Origin of the sequence: Pseudomonas sp. FG1, from assembly GCF_034313875.1 — a bacterium.
GTDB classification, from domain to species: domain Bacteria; phylum Pseudomonadota; class Gammaproteobacteria; order Pseudomonadales; family Pseudomonadaceae; genus Aquipseudomonas; species Aquipseudomonas veronii.
The window spans coordinates 3,985,947-4,002,975 of sequence record NZ_JAVIWP010000001.1 but is presented as its reverse complement, the minus strand read 5'-3'; the positions used below and the strand labels follow the sequence as shown (position 1 = coordinate 4,002,975).

Genomic DNA, 17,029 nt, shown 5'->3' with positions numbered 1-17,029 from the left:
GGTCAAATCGCCTCTAGTTCGCTCAAAAAGTCACGAAGGTCGTCGAAATCTTGCGCGCTGCCGGCGCGGAAGGCGGCAGCGGCCTGCACGTAGGCGCGCAGGGTTTCGGTCTGGAACACTTCCACCAGCGGCACTTCCAGGCCCAGTTCGGCCTGGACCCGCGAGGTGATCTGGATCGCCAGCAACGAGTGGCCGCCGACCTCGAAGAAGTTGTCGTTCAGGCCCACGTGCGGCAGCCGCAGCACCTCGGCCCAGATCGCGGCGATCTGCTGTTCCAGCTCGGTTTCGGGGGCGACGTAGGCCTGTTGCATCAGGCTCGCGTCCGGCTCGGGCAGGCCCTTGCGGTCGAGTTTGCCGTTGGGGGTCAGCGGCATTTGCGCCAGGAACATGAAGTGCGCGGGCACCATGTAATCCGGCAGGCGGGTTTTCAGGGCGCGGCGCAGGGTGTCGCGCCACTCGGCGTGGTTGGCCAGGCTGGCATCTGCCGGCACCACGTAGGCCACCAGTTGCTTGCCGGTCGGGCCTTCCTGAGCCACCACCACGGTTTCGCCGACGCTGTCCTGCTCGCGCAGACGCGCTTCGATCTCGCCCAGCTCGATACGGAAACCGCGGATCTTCACCTGGTGATCGACACGGCCGAGGTAATCCACCACGCCATCCGGGCGGCCACGGGTCAGGTCGCCGCTGCGGTACACGCGGCTGCCGGGTTTGCCGAACGGGTCGGGGACGAAGCGTTCGGCGGTGAGTGCCGGGCGCTCCAGATACCCACGCGCCACGCCCTCGCCGCCCAGGTACAGCTCGCCAGCGACGCCGATGGGTTGCAGGTTGAGTTGGGCGTCGAGGATGTAGCCGCTGCGGTTGCCCAACAGCGTGCCGATCGGTGCGTACACGGCGCCGCAGGGATCGCCCTTGCGTGCTTTCCACAGCAACGGCGTGACCACGGTTTCGGTCGGGCCGTAGCCGTTGAACAGGTAGGTCGGCTTTAGCGCACGCCAGGCCAGGTCATAGCTCGCTTGCGCCACCGCGTCACCGCCAAAGCAATACACGCGCACCTTCGGCGGATTACCGTCGCGCTCGGCATGCTCGGCCAGTTGTTGCAGGTACACCGGCGGGAACACGGCCATGGTCACGTTGTGACGGTGCATTTGCGCGTAGGTGTATTCCGGCAGCCACAGGCTGTCATCGCGGATCAGCACGCTGGCGCCGTTGATCAGCGGGTGCATCCAGCCTTCGTGGGAGCCGTCGAAAGCGAAGGACATGAAGTGCAATTCGCAATCGGCCGGGCCGGTTTCGTAGCGTTCGCCGGTGGCGATGATATGCGCCACCAGCGGACCGTGGGCCACCGCCACGCCCTTGGGCATGCCGGTGGAGCCGGAGGTGTAGATCACGTAGGCGAGGTTGTCGCCGTCCAGAGCTACCGGCGGCACAGTGTCGCTGAAGCCGCTCCAGGTTTCGGTGCGGTCGATGGCGAGCGTATCCAGGCCTTCGGCAATCGGCAGTTGCTGCTGCACGGCGGTATGGGTCAACAGCAGCTTGGCGCGGCTGTCCTGCATCATGTACAGCAGGCGATCACGCGGGTATTCCACGTCCAGCGGCACATACACGCCGCCAGCTTTCAGCACCGCAAGGAACGCCACCATGATCTCCGCACTGCGCGGCATGGCAATCGCCACGCGCACTTCCGGGCCGACACCCCGGGCGATCAACGCGTGGGCCAACTGGTTGGCCTGGCGGTCCAGCGCGCCGTAGGTCAGGGTTTGCGTGTCGAACTTGATCGCGATTGCCTGCGGGTTTTCCCGCGCACGCTCGGCCACCAATTCATGTACCAGACGCTGGGCCGGGAAGCCGGCGTCGGATTGATTCCACAACTGCAGAATGTGCCGCTGTTCATCCCCGTCCAGCAGGTTCAACTGGCCGAGGGTCTGCTGCGGATCGGCGACCATCGCCTGCAACAGGTTCTGCCAGTGGCCGGCCATGCGTGCGATGGTCGCCGGGGCGAACAGGTCGGTGGCGTAGCTCAGGGACGCACGCAACAGCGTCTGGCTTTCCTCGACGTCCAGCGCCAGGTCGAATTGGGCGACGCCTTCAGCCCAACTCAGGACCTCGACGTCAAGCTCGGTGAGGCGCTGCCAATGGCTGTCGACCGACGTCACGCGGTGGTTGAACAACACCTGGAACAGCGGGCTCAGGCTCAGGCTGCGCTCGGGCTGCAAGGCCTCCACCAACTGCTCGAACGGCAGGTCCTGATGGGCCTGGGCCTCAAGGGAGCGTTGACGCGTCTGGTGCAGCAAATGCTCGACGCTCATCTGCCCGTGGATATCGGCCTTGAGCACCTGGGTGTTGACGAAGAAGCCGATCAGCCCTTCGGTTTCCAGGCGATTGCGGTTGGCAATCGGCACGCCGACGCGCACGTCCTCCTGACCGCTGTAGCGGTGCAGCAAGGCCTGGTACGACGCCAGCAACACCATCGGCAACGTCACCCCGGTGCGCTGCGCCAGGCTGCGCAAACCGGCGAGCAACGGCGCCGCCAGCTCAATACCCAGGCGCGCGCCACGGTGGCTTTGCAGCGCTGGGCGCGGGTAGTCGACCGGCAATTCCAGCACCGGTTGCACACCGCCCAGTTGCTCACGCCAGTAAGCCAGTTGACGCGCGGTCTCGCCGGCCTCCATCCATTGACGCTGCCACAGGGCGTAGTCGGCGTACTGGATCGGCAAGGCCGGCAGGTGCGGCGTGGTTCCCTGGCTGAACGCGGCGTAGAGCTGCACCAGTTCTTCGACCATCAGTTGCATCGACCAGCCATCCGAGACGATATGGTGCTGCACCAGCACCAGCACGTGGTCATCCTCAGCCAGGCGCAGCAACGTGACCCGCAGCAACGGCCCGCGCAGCAGGTCGAACGGACGCGCGACCTCGGCAGCGACCTGCGCCTTGAGCCCGGCTTCGTCGCTGTCGGCCTGGTCGACGTCGATCAGGCCCGCTTGCCGTGTGCCGCTGGCGTCCTGATGCAGATGGGTGCGCAGGCTTTCGTGACGCGCCAGCAACGTGTCGAAACTGCGTTGCAGCGCGGCCAGGTCCAGCGTGCCTTTCAGGCGCAGGGCGCTGGGGATGTGGTACGCGGCGCTGTGCGGGTCGAGTTGCCAGAGGAACCATTGGCGTTCCTGGGCATAGGACAGTGGCAACGGTTGGGTGCGGTCGGCCTTGAGCATGGCCGGTGCGACCACGCCCTCCTCGCCCAGCGCCGCGACGAAGTCACCCAGCGCCGGGTGTTCGAACAGGGTCTTGAGCGCCACTTCCAGCGTCAGCGCCTGGCGGACCCGCGACACCACGCGGGTGGCCAGCAGCGAATGCCCGCCCAGCTCGAAGAAGTGGTCGTCGAGGCCGACATGAGGTACGCCCAGCACCTCGGCCCAGATCGCCGCCACCTGCTGTTGGCGCAGTGTGACGGGAGCGACATGGCCTTTTAGCAACAGGCTGGCGTCCACGCTGGGCAGAGCCTTGCGGTCGAGCTTGCCGTTGGGGGTCAAGGGCAGGCTGTCGAGGCACATCAGGTACGCCGGCACCATGTAGTCCGGCAAACGCTCGCGCAAGGCGGCTTGGTAGACCTGCGGCGTCTGTGGGGCGGAGGTCACCAGATAGGCGATCAAGCGGTCGTTGTCGGCCAGCACCACGGCTTCGCGCACGCCGGGGTGTTCGCGCAGGCAGGCTTCGATTTCGCCCAGTTCGATACGGAACCCGCGCACCTTGACCTGCTGGTCGACCCGGCCGATGTACTCCACCACGCCGTGGTCGCGGTAGCGCGCCAGGTCACCGGTACGGTACAGGCGTTCGCCCGGTGCGCCATAAGGGTTGGGCACGAAGCGTTCGGCGGTGAGCGCCGGCCGTGCGTGGTAACCGCGCGCCAGGCCGACACCGCCGATCAGCAGCTCACCGGCCGCGCCCAACGGGCATGGGCTGAGCCCGGCGTTGAGGATGAACAACGCGGTATTGGCAATCGGCCGCCCGACAAAAGGCTGCGGCGCCAACAGCCGATGGGCCGCCGACCAGATGGTGGTTTCCGTGGGGCCATACAGGTTCCACACCGGGCCTTGCAGATCGAGCAGACGCTGGGCCAGGTCGGCCGGCAGCGCTTCGCCGCCGCACAGTGCCTTGATGCCATGCAGCCGCTCGGCACGCGGGCTGTCCAGCAGCATGCGCCAGGTTGACGGCGTGGCTTGCAGCACATTGGCGCGCTGGTGGTGCGCCAGGTCGATAATCGCCTCCGGGTCGAGGGCCAGGGCCTGCTCGCTCAGCAGCACCGTGGCGCCAACCGTCAGCGGCACGTACAGCTCCAGGGCGAAGATGTCGAACGAGAACGTGGTCAGCGACAGCACTCGCGCCTCCCGGCCGATGTCCAGGCTGGTGGCCATGCCGCTGGTGAAGCTGCACAGCCCGCGGTGGCGCACCATCACGCCCTTGGGCTGGCCGGTGGAGCCGGAGGTGTAGATCACGTAGGCCAGGTGTTCCGGGCTGACGTCCACTTGCGGGTTGTGTTCGCCAGCGTCGCTGTCATCGACCAGCAGCACGTGCAGGCCTTGCGGTTGCGCCAGTCGGCCGATCAGCGCTGGCTGGGTCAGCAGCACCCGGGCGCGGCTGTCTTCGAGCATGAACGCCAGGCGCTCCGCCGGGAACTGCGGGTCGAGCGGCACGTAGGCGCCACCGGCCTTGAGGGTCGCCAGCAGGCCGACCGCCATGTCCAGGGAACGCTCCACATGCACCGCCACCAGCACGTCCGGGCCGACACCCGCCGCGATCAGGCGATGGGCCAGGCGATTGGCGCGGCGGTTGAGTTCGGCATAACTCAAGGCGTCGTCGTTGAATTGCACAGCGATGGCGTCGGGCTGGGCCAGGGCCTGCGCTTCGAACAACTGATGCACACAGCGCTCGCGGGGGTAATCGAAGGCCGTGTGGTTCCACGCTTCGAGCATCTGCCGCCACTGCGCCGTGCTGAGCAGCGCCAGCTCGTCCAGGGGTTGGGAGGCATCGCGCACCACGGCGCGCAGCAGGTTCTGCCAATGCTCGGCCAGGCGCTCGATGGTCGCCGGTTCGAACAGGTCGGTGGCGTAGGTCAGTGCAGCCCAGAGGCCATCGGCCGACTCCTCGGTTTCCAGGTTGAGGTCGAACTGGGTGCTGTGGCCGGTCCAATCCACCGGTTGCAGGTCCAGGCCTGGCAACTGCAGCGGGCCGGCGCGCAGGTTGTCCTGGTGATTGAACATCACTTGGAACAACGGGTTATGGCTGAGGCTGCGTTCCGGTTGCAGCGCTTCCACCAGTTGTTCGAAGGGCAAGTCCTGATGGGCCTGGGCCTCCACCGCACGTTGCTTGACCTGGGCCAGCAAGCGGTCGAAGCCCATCTGCCCATGCAGCTCGGCCTGCAGTACCTGGGTGTTGACGAAGAAGCCGATCAGCCGCTCGGTTTCCAGGCGATTGCGGTTGGCGATCGGCACCCCGACACGGATCGCGGACTGGCCGCTGTAGCGAAACAGCAAGGTCTGGAACGCGGCGAGCAGCAGCATGAACAGGGTCACGTCCTGACGCTGGGCGAGGGCCTTGATTTCGGCGACCAGCGCGGCGTCCAGATGCAGTTGTCGGCGCGCGCCGCGATGGCTTTGCAGCGCCGGACGCGGGTGGTCCAGGGGCAGCTCCAGCAGCGGATGTTCGCTGCCCAGGCGGGCGCACCAATAATCGAGTTGGCGCTGTTTCTCCCCGGCGGCCATCCACTCGCGTTGCCACTGGGCATAGTCGGCATAGTGCAGCGGCAATGCCGGCAACGGCGCCTGGCCCTGATACAGGGCCAGCAGTTCGTCGACCATCACCTGCATCGACCCACCATCGGAGATGATGTGGTGCTGGGTGATTACCAGCACGTGGTGCTCCGCTTCGACGTGCAGCAACGTGACGCGCATCAGCGGGCCGTTGACCAGGTCGAACGGGCGCTGGATCTCCTGCGCCACCGTCGCTTCGATCGCGGCTGCAGCGATGTGCTGATGCGCCAGCGCAATCGCCAGGTCGGGGTGGATCACCTGCCAAGTCTGCTCGCCCTCCTCCACGAAGGTGGTGCGCAGCGGTTCATGACGCTGCACCAGGGCGCGGAAAGCGTGTTCCAGCGCAGCGATATCCAACGGGCCGCGCAGGTGCAGTGCGGCGGGGACGTGATAGGCGGCGCTGGTCGGGTCCAGTTGCCAGAGGAACCACTGGCGCTCCTGGGCGAACGACAACGCCAGCGGCCGGTCACGCCCCGCCGCCTGCAGCGTCGGTGCCGTGTCGCCCTGCACGCCGGCGCACGCGGTCGCGAAGGCCTCCAGCGTCGGCTGCTCGAACAGCGCGCGCAACGGCACTTCCAGCTTGAGGTCATGGCGCACGCGGGAGATCACCTGGGTGGCCAGCAACGAATGGCCGCCGCGCTCGAAGAAATGGTCATCGAGCCCCACGCGCTCGACCTGCAACACCGCTTGCCAGATCGCCGCCAACCGGATCGCCAGCGGGCTGTGCGGGGCGCGGTGGGCCTGTCGGGGCTGGTTCAGGTCCGGCGCCGGCAGTGCGCGGCGGTCCAGCTTGCCGTTGTTGTTCAACGGCAAGGCATCGAGCACCACCCACTGCGCCGGCACCATGTAGTCGGGCAACACACGGTGCAAGGTCGCCGCCAGCGCCTGGGTGTCCAGGCGCTGGCCCTGGGTCGGCACCACGTAGGCCACCAATTGCGCACCCACGGCGCCCGGCTGCGCGATGACTGCCGCCTCACGCACCTGCGGCAAGCCTTGCAGGCTGGCCTCGATTTCGCCGATTTCGATACGGAAACCGCGAATCTTCACCTGATGATCGATGCGCCCGACGTACTCCAACGCACCGGCCTGGTTGTAACGGGCCAGGTCGCCACTGCGGTAGAGCCGCGCCCCCGGCACGGCGGAAAACGGGTCCGGCAGGAAGCGCTCGGCCGTCAGCGCCGGGCGGTCGAAATAGCCCTGGGCCAGGCCGTACTCGGCACCGATGCACAGCTCGCCGACGCCCTCGGTGGCCAGCAGCTCGAACGCACTGTCGAGCACATACAGCGAACGGCCTTCGATGGCTTGGCCGATGGGCACGCCGAACGCGTCACTGGCATCGAGCAACTGGCAGTCATGCACGCTGGACACCACCGTGGCCTCGGTCGGCCCATAGGTGTTGACCAGCCGCACGTGGCCCAGGCCGGCGGCGTGCCAGGCGCGCAGGCCTTCCACCGACATGGCTTCGCCGCCCACATGCACCTGGCGCAGATTGCCCAGGGCGCGGTGTTCGACCGCACATTCCTTGGCCAGCAGGTACCAGTACGCCGCCGGCAAGTCAGCGAGGGTCACGCCCTGCTCGACGATTTCCCGCGCCAGTTGCCCGGCGTCCCACAGTTCATCGCCACGCATGATCAACGCAGCGCCTATACACAGCGGCGGGTAGCACTGCTCGACAAAGCCGTCGAAGCTGAACGTGGCGAACTGCAGTACACGGTCCGCTGCACACAGCCGGCTGTAGACCGCGGCGCTGTCGCAGAACTGGCCGAGGGCGGCGTGATCGATGGCCACGCCCTTGGGTTGGCCGGTGGAGCCGGAGGTGTAGATCACGTAGGCCAGGTCGGCGGCGCCCACGTGGCTGGGCGGATTGGCGCGCGGGTAAGCGGCCAACTCAGCGCCGGATGCGCTGAAGTCCACACGGATCAGACCTTGCGGCAGCGGCAGGTCGGCGAGCAGCCCGGTTTCGCTGAGCAGCAGGTCCACACGACTGTCCGCCAGCATGTAGGCCAGGCGTTCGTTGGGGTATTTCGGGTCCAGCGGCACATAGGCGGCGCCGCTTTTAAGTACCGCCAGCAGACTGACGATCAACTGCGGGCCACGTCGGCAGGCCAGGCCCACGCGCTGCCCAGGCCCCACGCCCAGCGCCAGCAGGCGATGGGCCAGGCGGTTGGCGTGGTCGTTGAGCTGGGCATAGCTCAAGCGCGCTTCGCCGGCCTGCACCGCCAGCGCATCCGGGGTGGCGGCGGCCTGGGCGGCAATGCGTTGATGCACGTGCAGCTCACGTAGGGCCGCGCCGGGTGCCCGGCCCAGGGCGAGCATGTCGCGCTGCGTGGTGGGGTCGAGCAGGCGCAAGTTGCCGAGCGGCGCCTGCGCATCGGCGAGCAGTTGTACCAGCAGGTGCTGCAGGTTGGCGCTCAATCGCGCGACCTGATCGGCACTGAAACGCGCGCGGTCGTAGCTCCATTCCAGGCGCAGGCTGGCCCCCAGCTCAATCCCCAGGGTCAGCGGGTAGTGGGTGCGTTCATGGTTGTGCAGGCGGCCGAAGGTCAGGCCTGCGGGCGCGCCCTGTTTCAGGGCTTCGGCCACCGGGAAGTTTTCGAACACCAGCAAGGTGTCGAACAACGCGCCCTGCTGGCCCGCCCAGCCCTGGATGTCGTAGAGCGGCACATGTTCGTGATCGCGCAGGCTCAGGTTCAGCGCTTGCAGCTCGCTGAGCCAGCACGCGGCCGATTGGGCCGGCGCGGCCAGGCTGACGATCGGCAAGGTGTTGATAAACAGGCCCAGTTGCTGCTCGATCCCCGGCAGCGGCGCCGAACGCCCGGCGACGGTGGCACCGAACGCCACGCAATCCTGGCCGGTGTAGCGCTGCAGCAACAGGCTCCACGCCCCTTGCAGCAGGGTGTTGAGGGTGATTTTCTGGCGGCGGGCAAACTCGCCGAGCGCTTGGGTGAAGTCGCTGTCGAGCACCACCTGATGGTCAGCCATCCCTGTGGCGTGGGCCGGCACGCGCAGCGCCTCCGCCAGCAAGGTGGGCGCTTGCAACGGCGCCAGCGTGGCTTTCCAGAAGGCTTCGCCCGACCCTTGTTGTTGCAGCCAACCCAGGTAGTCGCGGAACTGTCCCAGCGGTGCCGGCACGGTATGGCCGGCATAGTGGGCGATGACTTCGCCCAGCAATTGGGCGTTGCTCCAGCCATCCATCAGGATGTGGTGGCTGGTGAAAATCAACTGCCAGGTCGCGCCGGCACCGCGTACCAGCAACAGGCGAAACAGCGGCGCCGCGTCGAGCGCGAAGCCCTTGTCGCGCTCGGCTGCGGCGAGGGCCTCGGCGTCGGCATCGGGGTCTTCGATGACTTGCAACGGCAAGTCGACCTGCCGCTGGATCAACTGATGGGCACTGTCCAGGCCCAGCCAGTGGAAGCTGCTGCGCAGGATGTCATGCCGCTGCAGCGCGGCCTGCCAGGCGCGACCGAACGCCAAAAGATCGAGGCCGCCGATGTCCAGGCGCAACTGGTTGATATAGGCCTGGGCCTCGGGCTCGTACAGGCTGTGGAACAGCATGCCCTGCTGCATCGGCGACAGCGGGTAGAGATCGGCAATGGCCGGTCCCGCGACGGGCAGCCCATCCAACTGGCGCTGGGTCAGACGCGCCAACGGGAAGTCCGACGGGGTGACCTGCCCTGCCGGCGTGGCACAACAATGCACGATCAGGGCCTTGAGTTCCGCCGCATAGTCATCCGCCAGGCGCTGGATCGTCGACGCCTCGAACATCTCACGGCTGAAGCCCCATTGCAGGGTCAATTCCCCACCGTACACCTGCCCTTCCAGCGTCAACCAGTTGGCCAGCGGCGCTTCGGGGTCCTGGGCCTGACCGCTGCCGCCAGTGGCGGGTACGAACAGTGCCGATTGGTTGAACTGGCGATCGAACTGGCCCAGGTAGTTGAAGGTAATGCGCGGCGCGGCAAGGCTTGATAGGGCTTCGCGGGCGTCCGGTGTGCCGAGGTAACGCAACAGGCCGTAGCCGATGCCTTTATCGGGCACGCCCCGCAGTTGCTCCTTGACCGACTTGATCGCATCCGCCAACCCGCCCTCGGCCTGCAGGCGCAGCGGGAACAGGCTGGTGAACCAACCGACGGTACGGCTCAGGTCGACATTGTCGAACAGGTCTTCACGGCCATGGCCTTCCAGCTGGATCAGCGCAGCCGTCTGGCCGCTCCACCGGCAGATCACCCGCACCAATGCGCTCAGCAGCAGGTCGTTGACCTGGGTGCGATAGGCGGCCGGGGCGTCTTGCAGCAGTTGACGGGTGTGTTCGGCGTCAAGGCGGATTTCCAGCTTGGCGCCCAGGCGATTTTGCAGGCCGCCTTGCGGGTTGTCGCAAGGCAAATCGGCGTCGGCCGTCTGCGCCTGCCAGTACGCCAGTTGCGCGTTGAGGGTCTGTGCATGGGCCAGCAACTGCCGGGCCCACACTTGGTAGGCGCAGGTCTTGGCCGGCAGCGGCGCAGCGCCGTAGGCCTGTTGCAGGTCTTCGAGCAGGATGCGCCAGGAGACGCCGTCCACCACTAGGTGATGGACTACCAGCAACAGGCGCTGGGTACCGTCGGCCATGCTCACCAGGGCGGCGCGCAGCAGCGGGCCTTGTTCAAGATCGAGGCTGCGCTGGGCCGCCTCGCAGAGTGCGGCCAGTTCTGTGTCGTCGCTGGCGTGGGATTGCCACAATCCGGGCGCGGCGATCGGCGCGGCATGGGTTTGCTGCCAGCCTTCGGCCTGCTCGACAAAGCGCAGGCGCAAAGCGTCGTGATGATTGATCACCTGGGTCAAGGCCGCGTCGAGACGCGCAGGTTCCAGGGCTTCACGCGGGATCAACAGCAACGACTGGTTCCAATGCTCGCGCACCGGGATGGCCTGGGCGAAGAAGCTCTGCTGCACCGGAGTCAGCATCACCTCACCGCTGACCGGGCCCTGGTCGATGCTCGCGGCCTGCTCGAAGGTCGCCACCAACGCCAGGCTGCGCACGCTCTGGTACTGGAACAGGTCGCGCGGGCTGAGGCGAATGCCTGCCTGGCGCGCGCGGCTGACCACTTGGATGGAGATGATCGAATCGCCGCCCAACTCGAAAAAATTGTCGTCCAGGCCGACCTGCGGGATGCCGAGCACATCGCCCCAGATCGCGGCCAGCGCCTGCTGCACGGGGCTTTGCGGGGCGCTATAGGCCTGCTGCGCGGCGGCGTCCGGCACTGGCAGCGCTTTGCGATCCAGCTTGCCATTGGCGGTCACCGGCAATTGGTCCAGGTGCAGCATGTGGGTCGGCACCATGTACTCCGGCAGGCTGCCGAGCAGCCACGCCTTGAGGTCGGTGGGCGCTTCGCCTTCCAACACCAGGTAGGCCACCAGTTGCTTGCCGCCCTGCACCAGCACCACCGCCTCACGCACGCCGGGATGCTGCAGCAGGCGTGTCTCGATTTCACCCAGTTCGATGCGCAGACCGCGCAGTTTGACCTGATGATCGAGACGGCCGAGGTACTCGATCACGCCGTCGGCCCGCTGGCGCACGCGGTCGCCAGTGCGGTACACACGTGCGCCGTCAGCGAACGGGCTGGGCACGAAACGCTCGGCGGTCAGGGCCGCACGCCGGTGGTAACTGCGCGCCAGGCCGCTGCCGCCCAGGTAGAGCTCGCCGGAGACGCCGGCCGGCACCGGGTTGAGCTGGGCGTCGAGCACGTAGGTGTGGAGGTTGGCGATCGGGCGGCCGATGGGCACGCTGTCGGCGCCTTCATCGACACAACTCCAGTGGGTCACGTCGATGGCCGCTTCGGTCGGGCCATAGAGGTTGAACAGAGCGGCCTGTGGCAGTTTGGCGAACACTTGGCTCTGCGCATCCAACGGCAAGGCCTCGCCGCTGCAGACGACGCGCTTGAGGCCAGTGCAGGCCTGCACGCCCGGCTCATGGATAAACGCCTGGAGCATCGACGGCACGAAATGCACGGTGGTGATCGCGTGTCGGCCGATGGTCGCGATCAGGCGCGCCGGCTCGCGGTGTTCGCCAGGGGCCGCGACCACCAGGCGCGCACCGGTCATCAACGGCCAGAAGAACTCCCACACCGACACGTCGAAGCTGAACGGGGTTTTCTGCAGCACCGCATCGCTGGCCTCCAGCGTGTAGGCCTGTTGCATCCAGCACAGGCGGTTGACCAGCGCGCGATGGCTGTTGCCGGCGCCCTTGGGTTGGCCGGTGGAGCCGGAGGTGTAGATCACATACGCGAGGTTCAGCCCGTGAATCGCCACGGCGGGCGCTTCGCAGCTGTAGCCGTCGAGCCACAGCGCGGGCTGGTCCAGGGCAATCACACGGATACCGGCAACCGGCAGCGACGGCAGCAGGCTTTGCTGGCTGAGCAGCAGCTGGATGCCGCTGTCTTCGATCATGTAGGCCAGGCGTTCCGGGGGATACTCGGGGTCGAGCGGGACATAGGCAGCGCCGGCTTTGAGAATCCCCAGCAGGCCGACCACCATTTCGATCGAGCGCTCGATGCAAAGACCCACCAAGGCATCGGGGCCAACCCCCTGCTCGCGCAAGGCATGGGCCAGCTGGTTGGCGCGGGCGTCGAGCTGGGCGTAGGTCAGCGTGGTCGCACCGAACACCAGCGCCGGCGCCTCCGGCGTGGCGCGCACCTGGTCTTCGATCAACTGATGAATGCCGCGCTCGCTCGGATAGGCCTGCGCGGTCTGGTTCCAGGCGCTCACCAGGACCTGCTGCTCATCGGCGGCGAGCATCGGCAACTCACCGACGCGCTGCTCGCCATCGGCGACCATGGCCTGCAACAGGCTGATCCAGTGCCGTGCCATGCGTGCGATGGATGGCGCGTCGAACAGGTCGTTAGCGTAGGTCAGCGCGGCATGCAGGGTGCCGGACTGTTCGTAGGTGTCGAGGGTCAGGTCGAACTGGGTGGTGCGGCCCTGCCACTCCACCGCGGCCAGTTCCAGGCCGGAGGCCGTGCGGATCGAGGCGATGTCGGCCACCACCGGCTGGTGGTTGTACATCACCTGGAACAACGGTGTATGGCTCAGGCTGCGCTCGACGTTCAGCGCTTCTACCAGGCGTTCGAAGGGCAAGTCCTGATGGGCCTGGGCGCCCAGGGCGTGCTCCTTGATGGCGTGCAGCAGCTCGCTGACGCGGGTCTGCCCGGTCAGTTCGGTGCGCAGCACTTGGGTGTTGACGAAGAAACCGATCAGCCCTTCGACTTCGGTCCGGTTGCGGTTGGCGATCGGCACGCCGACGCGGATGTCGCCCTGGCCAGTGTAGCGATGCAGCAGCACATTGAACGCACCGAGCAGCAACATGAACAGCGTGACGTTGTGTGTTTGCGCGCAGCTGCGCAGTTGCGCGGCCAGATCCGGATCGATCGCGAAGGTGTGGCGCGTGCCCCTGTAGCTGGGCATGGCCGGGCGTGGGCGGTCGCTGGGCAATTCCAGAACCGGATGCTCATCACCCAGCCGCGCTTGCCAGTATTCCAGCTGACGCGCCTGCTCCCCCGCTTCCAGCCAGCGGCGTTGCCACAGGGCATAGTCGCTGTACTGGATCGGCAGCGCCGGCAGTTGCGGCGCCTCGTTGCACTCATGCGCGTCGTAGAAACGGATGAACTCGTCGATCAAGACGTTCATCGACCAGCCATCGGAGACGATGTGGTGCAGGGTCAGCAGCAGCACGTGTTCCTGCTCGTCGAGTTTCAACAGCTGCACGCGCAGCAGCGGACCGTGCTCCAGATCGAACGGCAGCAGCGACTGGCGGGTGGCCGCGGCGTTGACGGCCTGCTCGCGCTCGGCGGAGGCCAGGTCGCTCAGGTCGTGCTGCTCGATCGCCAGCGCCGGCTGTGCCGCCACCTGCGCCAGACGCTCGTCGGCCTGGCGCTGGAACACCGTGCGCAGGGTTTCATGACGCTCGACCAGGCTGGCGAACGCCTGCTGCATCGCGCCCAGGTTCAGCGCGCCCTTGAGCCGCACGGCGCCCGGCAGGTTATAGGCGCCGCTGGCCGGGTCCAACTGCCAGAGAAACCACATGCGTTGCTGTGCGTAGGACAGCGCATCGCGGTCCTCCACATCCACCCCGGCAGGAATCGGAAACCGCGAAAAATCCACCCCTTCCTTCTGCAACGCCTGGAGGAACAGCTGGCGTTTTTCCAGGGGCAACCCGATAAACCGGCGAGCAAGTTTCAAGGAGTCTTCAGCATTCATTTCTTGGAGTCCGGAGCAATAGGCGGGAAGCACAAAGGCACGTCGTCCCTATAAAACGAACCGGAGAGGGAAAAATTAGCGGGGGGATGGGAGGCTGTTGACTGCGAGGAATGCGGGCTGCCGGGAAATGCCCTACACGAAACCCGTATGCAACTGATACCTCTTGAAGCGCTTCGGCCCTAGGTTAAACGGCGCCAGATCCTAAGAACCATTACGCACAGGAGCAGCGGCTCAATGAATCGCCGACTTAAATACAAGGGTCATACCGGCTCAATAGAAACCAGCGTCGAAGACAACTGCCTGTTTGGGAGGCTTTTGAACATCGACTCACTGGTCAGTTATGAAGGGCAAACCGAAGAGGAACTGGAGGCCGCCTTTCGCCAGGCGGTGGATGACCTCCTCAGCGGTGAGTACACCACTCAGCCATCACCCTAGCCGCCGATACCCCAACACCGCCGAACCCAACACCACCGCCCCCGCCGCCAGCGCCACCCAGAACCCGCTGGCCGCGCCGAAGTGGTCGATCATCCAGCCGGAGCTGGCGGCGCCGATGGCCACGCCGATGCTCAGGCCGGTGATCAGCCAGGTCATGCCTTCGGTCAACCGGCTCGGTGGCACGATCCGCTCCACCAGGGCCATGGACACGATCAGGGTCGGGGCGAAGAACAGCCCGGAAATGAAGATCGCCACGGCCAGGCCGGGGATGTTGGTGACCAGCAGCAACGGCAAGGTGGTCAGCGCCGTGGCGACACCACAGCACAGGAACTGCCGGGGCAACGGCGCCTTGAGTTTCAACGTACCGAACGCCAACCCCGCCAGGCACGAACCGATGGCATACACCGACAACACAATGCTCGCCGCCGCCGGTTGGCCCTGGTGCTGGGCGAAAGCGACGCTGACCACATCCACCACCCCGACAATCACGCCCATGGCCAGCAGCAGGATCATCAGGATCAACACCGAGGGCGAAGCGATCAGCCAGCGCCCGTGATGATCATGGCGCTCATGCACGGGCGGCTCGGTCTGGCGTTGCATCACGAACACCGTGACACCGACCGCCAACAGCAACGCCGCCAGCAAAGGCCCGGCCTCGGGAAACAGCACCACGCACAACCCCACCGAAATCGGCGGGCCGATGATAAAGCACACCTCATCGAGCACCGACTCCAGGGCAAACGCGGTCTGGAGCTTGGGCTGGCCGCGGTACAGCTCAGTCCAGCGCGCCCGGACCATGGCTGACATGTTGGGCATGCAACCGGCCAGCGCGGCGAACACGAACAACGCCCAGTTCGGCGCCTGCAAACGCGTACACAACAACAGCAACAACAACGCACCGCCGCCGATCAGCGCCGCGATCGGCAGTACCCTGCCCTGGCTGTAGCGATCCACCAGCCGCGATACCTGCGGCGCGCAAAATGCCGTAGCCAAGGCAAACACCGCCGCCACCGAGCCGGCCAGGCCGTAGCCGCCATGCACCTGCGAGAGCATGGTGATCAAGCCGATGCCGGTCATGGAGATGGGCATGCGCGCGAGCATGCCGGCCAGTACGAACGCCCGGGCGCCGGGCGCCTGGAACAACTCGGCGTAGGGGTTTGCCATGATTGAAACGCCTTCTTTCCTTGATTTGCGCAACCTTTTATCACACCAGCCGTGTGATCTGTTTATGCCGCCACACCAACCGGTAATACGCGGTCTGCAAGCCGAGCATCGCCAGGTACGTCACCGGAAACGCCATCCACACCCCTTCCAGGCCGTACCGCGCATTGAGCAGGTAGGCCACCGGCAATTCCACGCCGAGCACACAGAAGATCGAAATCGCCACCGGGATCAGCACCACGCCGCTGGCGCGCATGATCCCGCCTATCACGGCCTGGAAGCCGAACACCAGGATGCTCCACAGCATGATATGCAGCAGGTGTTCGGCCTTGATCCGCGCGGCGTCGTCGGTGATGAACAGGCCGAGCAACCAGGGCGACAACAGGTAGCCGAGCAGGATCAGGCCGCCGGTCAGGCAGGTATTGATCAGCAACCCGGTGCGCAGGATCGGCCCGATCCTTTCCAGGCGCCCGGCACCGATGGCCTGGGCGCCGAGGATCGAGGCGGTGATGGCAATCGACAGTGCCGGAAACTGCACGTAGTTGACGATCTGCGTCACCGCGCCATAGGCCGCCGTTGCCTGGGAACCGTGGTTGTTGACCAAGGCCAGGATGACCAATTCGGATAATGACAGCACCACCATCTGTAGCCCGGTGGGCAGCCCGATGCGCAGGACTTTGCCGAGAATCACCCGGTCCAGCCGCAAGGCCGCGAGCAATGCGCGGTCCGGCGCCATCACGTGGTTTTTATGCCGCAGGCGCAGCACCAGAAACAGCATCGCCGCGGCGTTACCCACCACGCCGGCATACACCGCACTCTGGATGCCCATGGGCGGCAGGCCGATCCAGCCGCGGATCAGCGCCGGCGTCAGCAGCAGACCGACGAATGTCGAGACCATCAGCGCCAGCAGCGGCGAAATCGTGTCGCTGACGCCGCGCAGCAGCTGGGTGTAGAGGATAAACACCAACAACAGCGGCATGATCAGCATCATCACCTGGGCATAACCTACCGCGTCATCCAGCACATCCAGCGGCGTGCCCAGCGCCAGTAACGCCGGACGCGCAAACAGGCTGCCAAGCACCGCTGCCACCAAACCCACCAGCGCGCCAAGGGTCAGGGTGGCGCCGGTGATCGCCTTGACCATCGAGGTTTCCCGGGCTCCCCAGGCCTGGCCGATCAACACCGAGGCCCCCGCCCCCAGGCCGATCACCAGGGCGATAAAGAAAAACACGATGGGGAACATCCCCGACACCGCCGCCAACGCCTGGGTACCGAGCATTTGCCCGACATAGATGCCATTGAGCGTGCCGGTAAAGCTCTGCAGAAAGTTCGACAGCACCATCGGTGCGAGGAAGACCAGGTAGATCTGCCATAGCGGGCGTTGTTGGGTCACTTCCATGGTAGTTCGA

Annotated in this window: 4 protein-coding genes; 1 reads left to right on the top strand and 3 read right to left on the bottom strand. The window is 66.1% G+C overall.

From position 1 onward, the window contains the following. Nucleotides 1-2: 2 nt before the first annotated feature. On the bottom strand, nt 3-14,024 hold the full coding sequence (locus tag RGV59_RS18530) for a non-ribosomal peptide synthase/polyketide synthase (protein ID WP_322247021.1): 14,022 nt from the start codon (nt 14,022-14,024) through the stop codon (nt 3-5). Between the two features lie 234 nt (nt 14,025-14,258). On the opposite strand from RGV59_RS18530, the gene RGV59_RS18525 reads away from it, so the two are divergent. Then, complete coding sequence (locus RGV59_RS18525) at nt 14,259-14,459, top strand: hypothetical protein (protein ID WP_126586082.1); 201 nt, start codon at nt 14,259-14,261, stop codon at nt 14,457-14,459. Here the strand turns inward: RGV59_RS18525 and RGV59_RS18520 are convergent. After that, nucleotides 14,451-15,623, bottom strand: a complete 1,173-nt coding sequence (locus RGV59_RS18520) for an MFS transporter (protein ID WP_046383747.1) — start codon at nt 15,621-15,623, stop codon at nt 14,451-14,453. The genes RGV59_RS18525 and RGV59_RS18520 overlap by 9 nt on opposite strands. 40 nt (nt 15,624-15,663) lie before the next feature. Next, nucleotides 15,664-17,019 (bottom strand): MATE family efflux transporter, encoded by a 1,356-nt coding sequence (locus tag RGV59_RS18515; protein ID WP_126586080.1) that lies wholly within the window; start codon nt 17,017-17,019, stop codon nt 15,664-15,666. Between the last annotated feature and the right edge of the window lie 10 nt (nt 17,020-17,029).

Coding starts and splice junctions, on each gene's coding strand:
- RGV59_RS18520 (WP_046383747.1), bottom strand. CDS start 15,623: ATGGCAAACCCCTACGCCGAGTTGTTCCAGGCGCCCGGCGCCCGGGCG.
- RGV59_RS18530 (WP_322247021.1), bottom strand. CDS start 14,024: ATGAATGCTGAAGACTCCTTGAAACTTGCTCGCCGGTTTATCGGGTTG.
- RGV59_RS18515 (WP_126586080.1), bottom strand. CDS start 17,019: ATGGAAGTGACCCAACAACGCCCGCTATGGCAGATCTACCTGGTCTTC.
- RGV59_RS18525 (WP_126586082.1), top strand. CDS start 14,259: ATGAATCGCCGACTTAAATACAAGGGTCATACCGGCTCAATAGAAACC.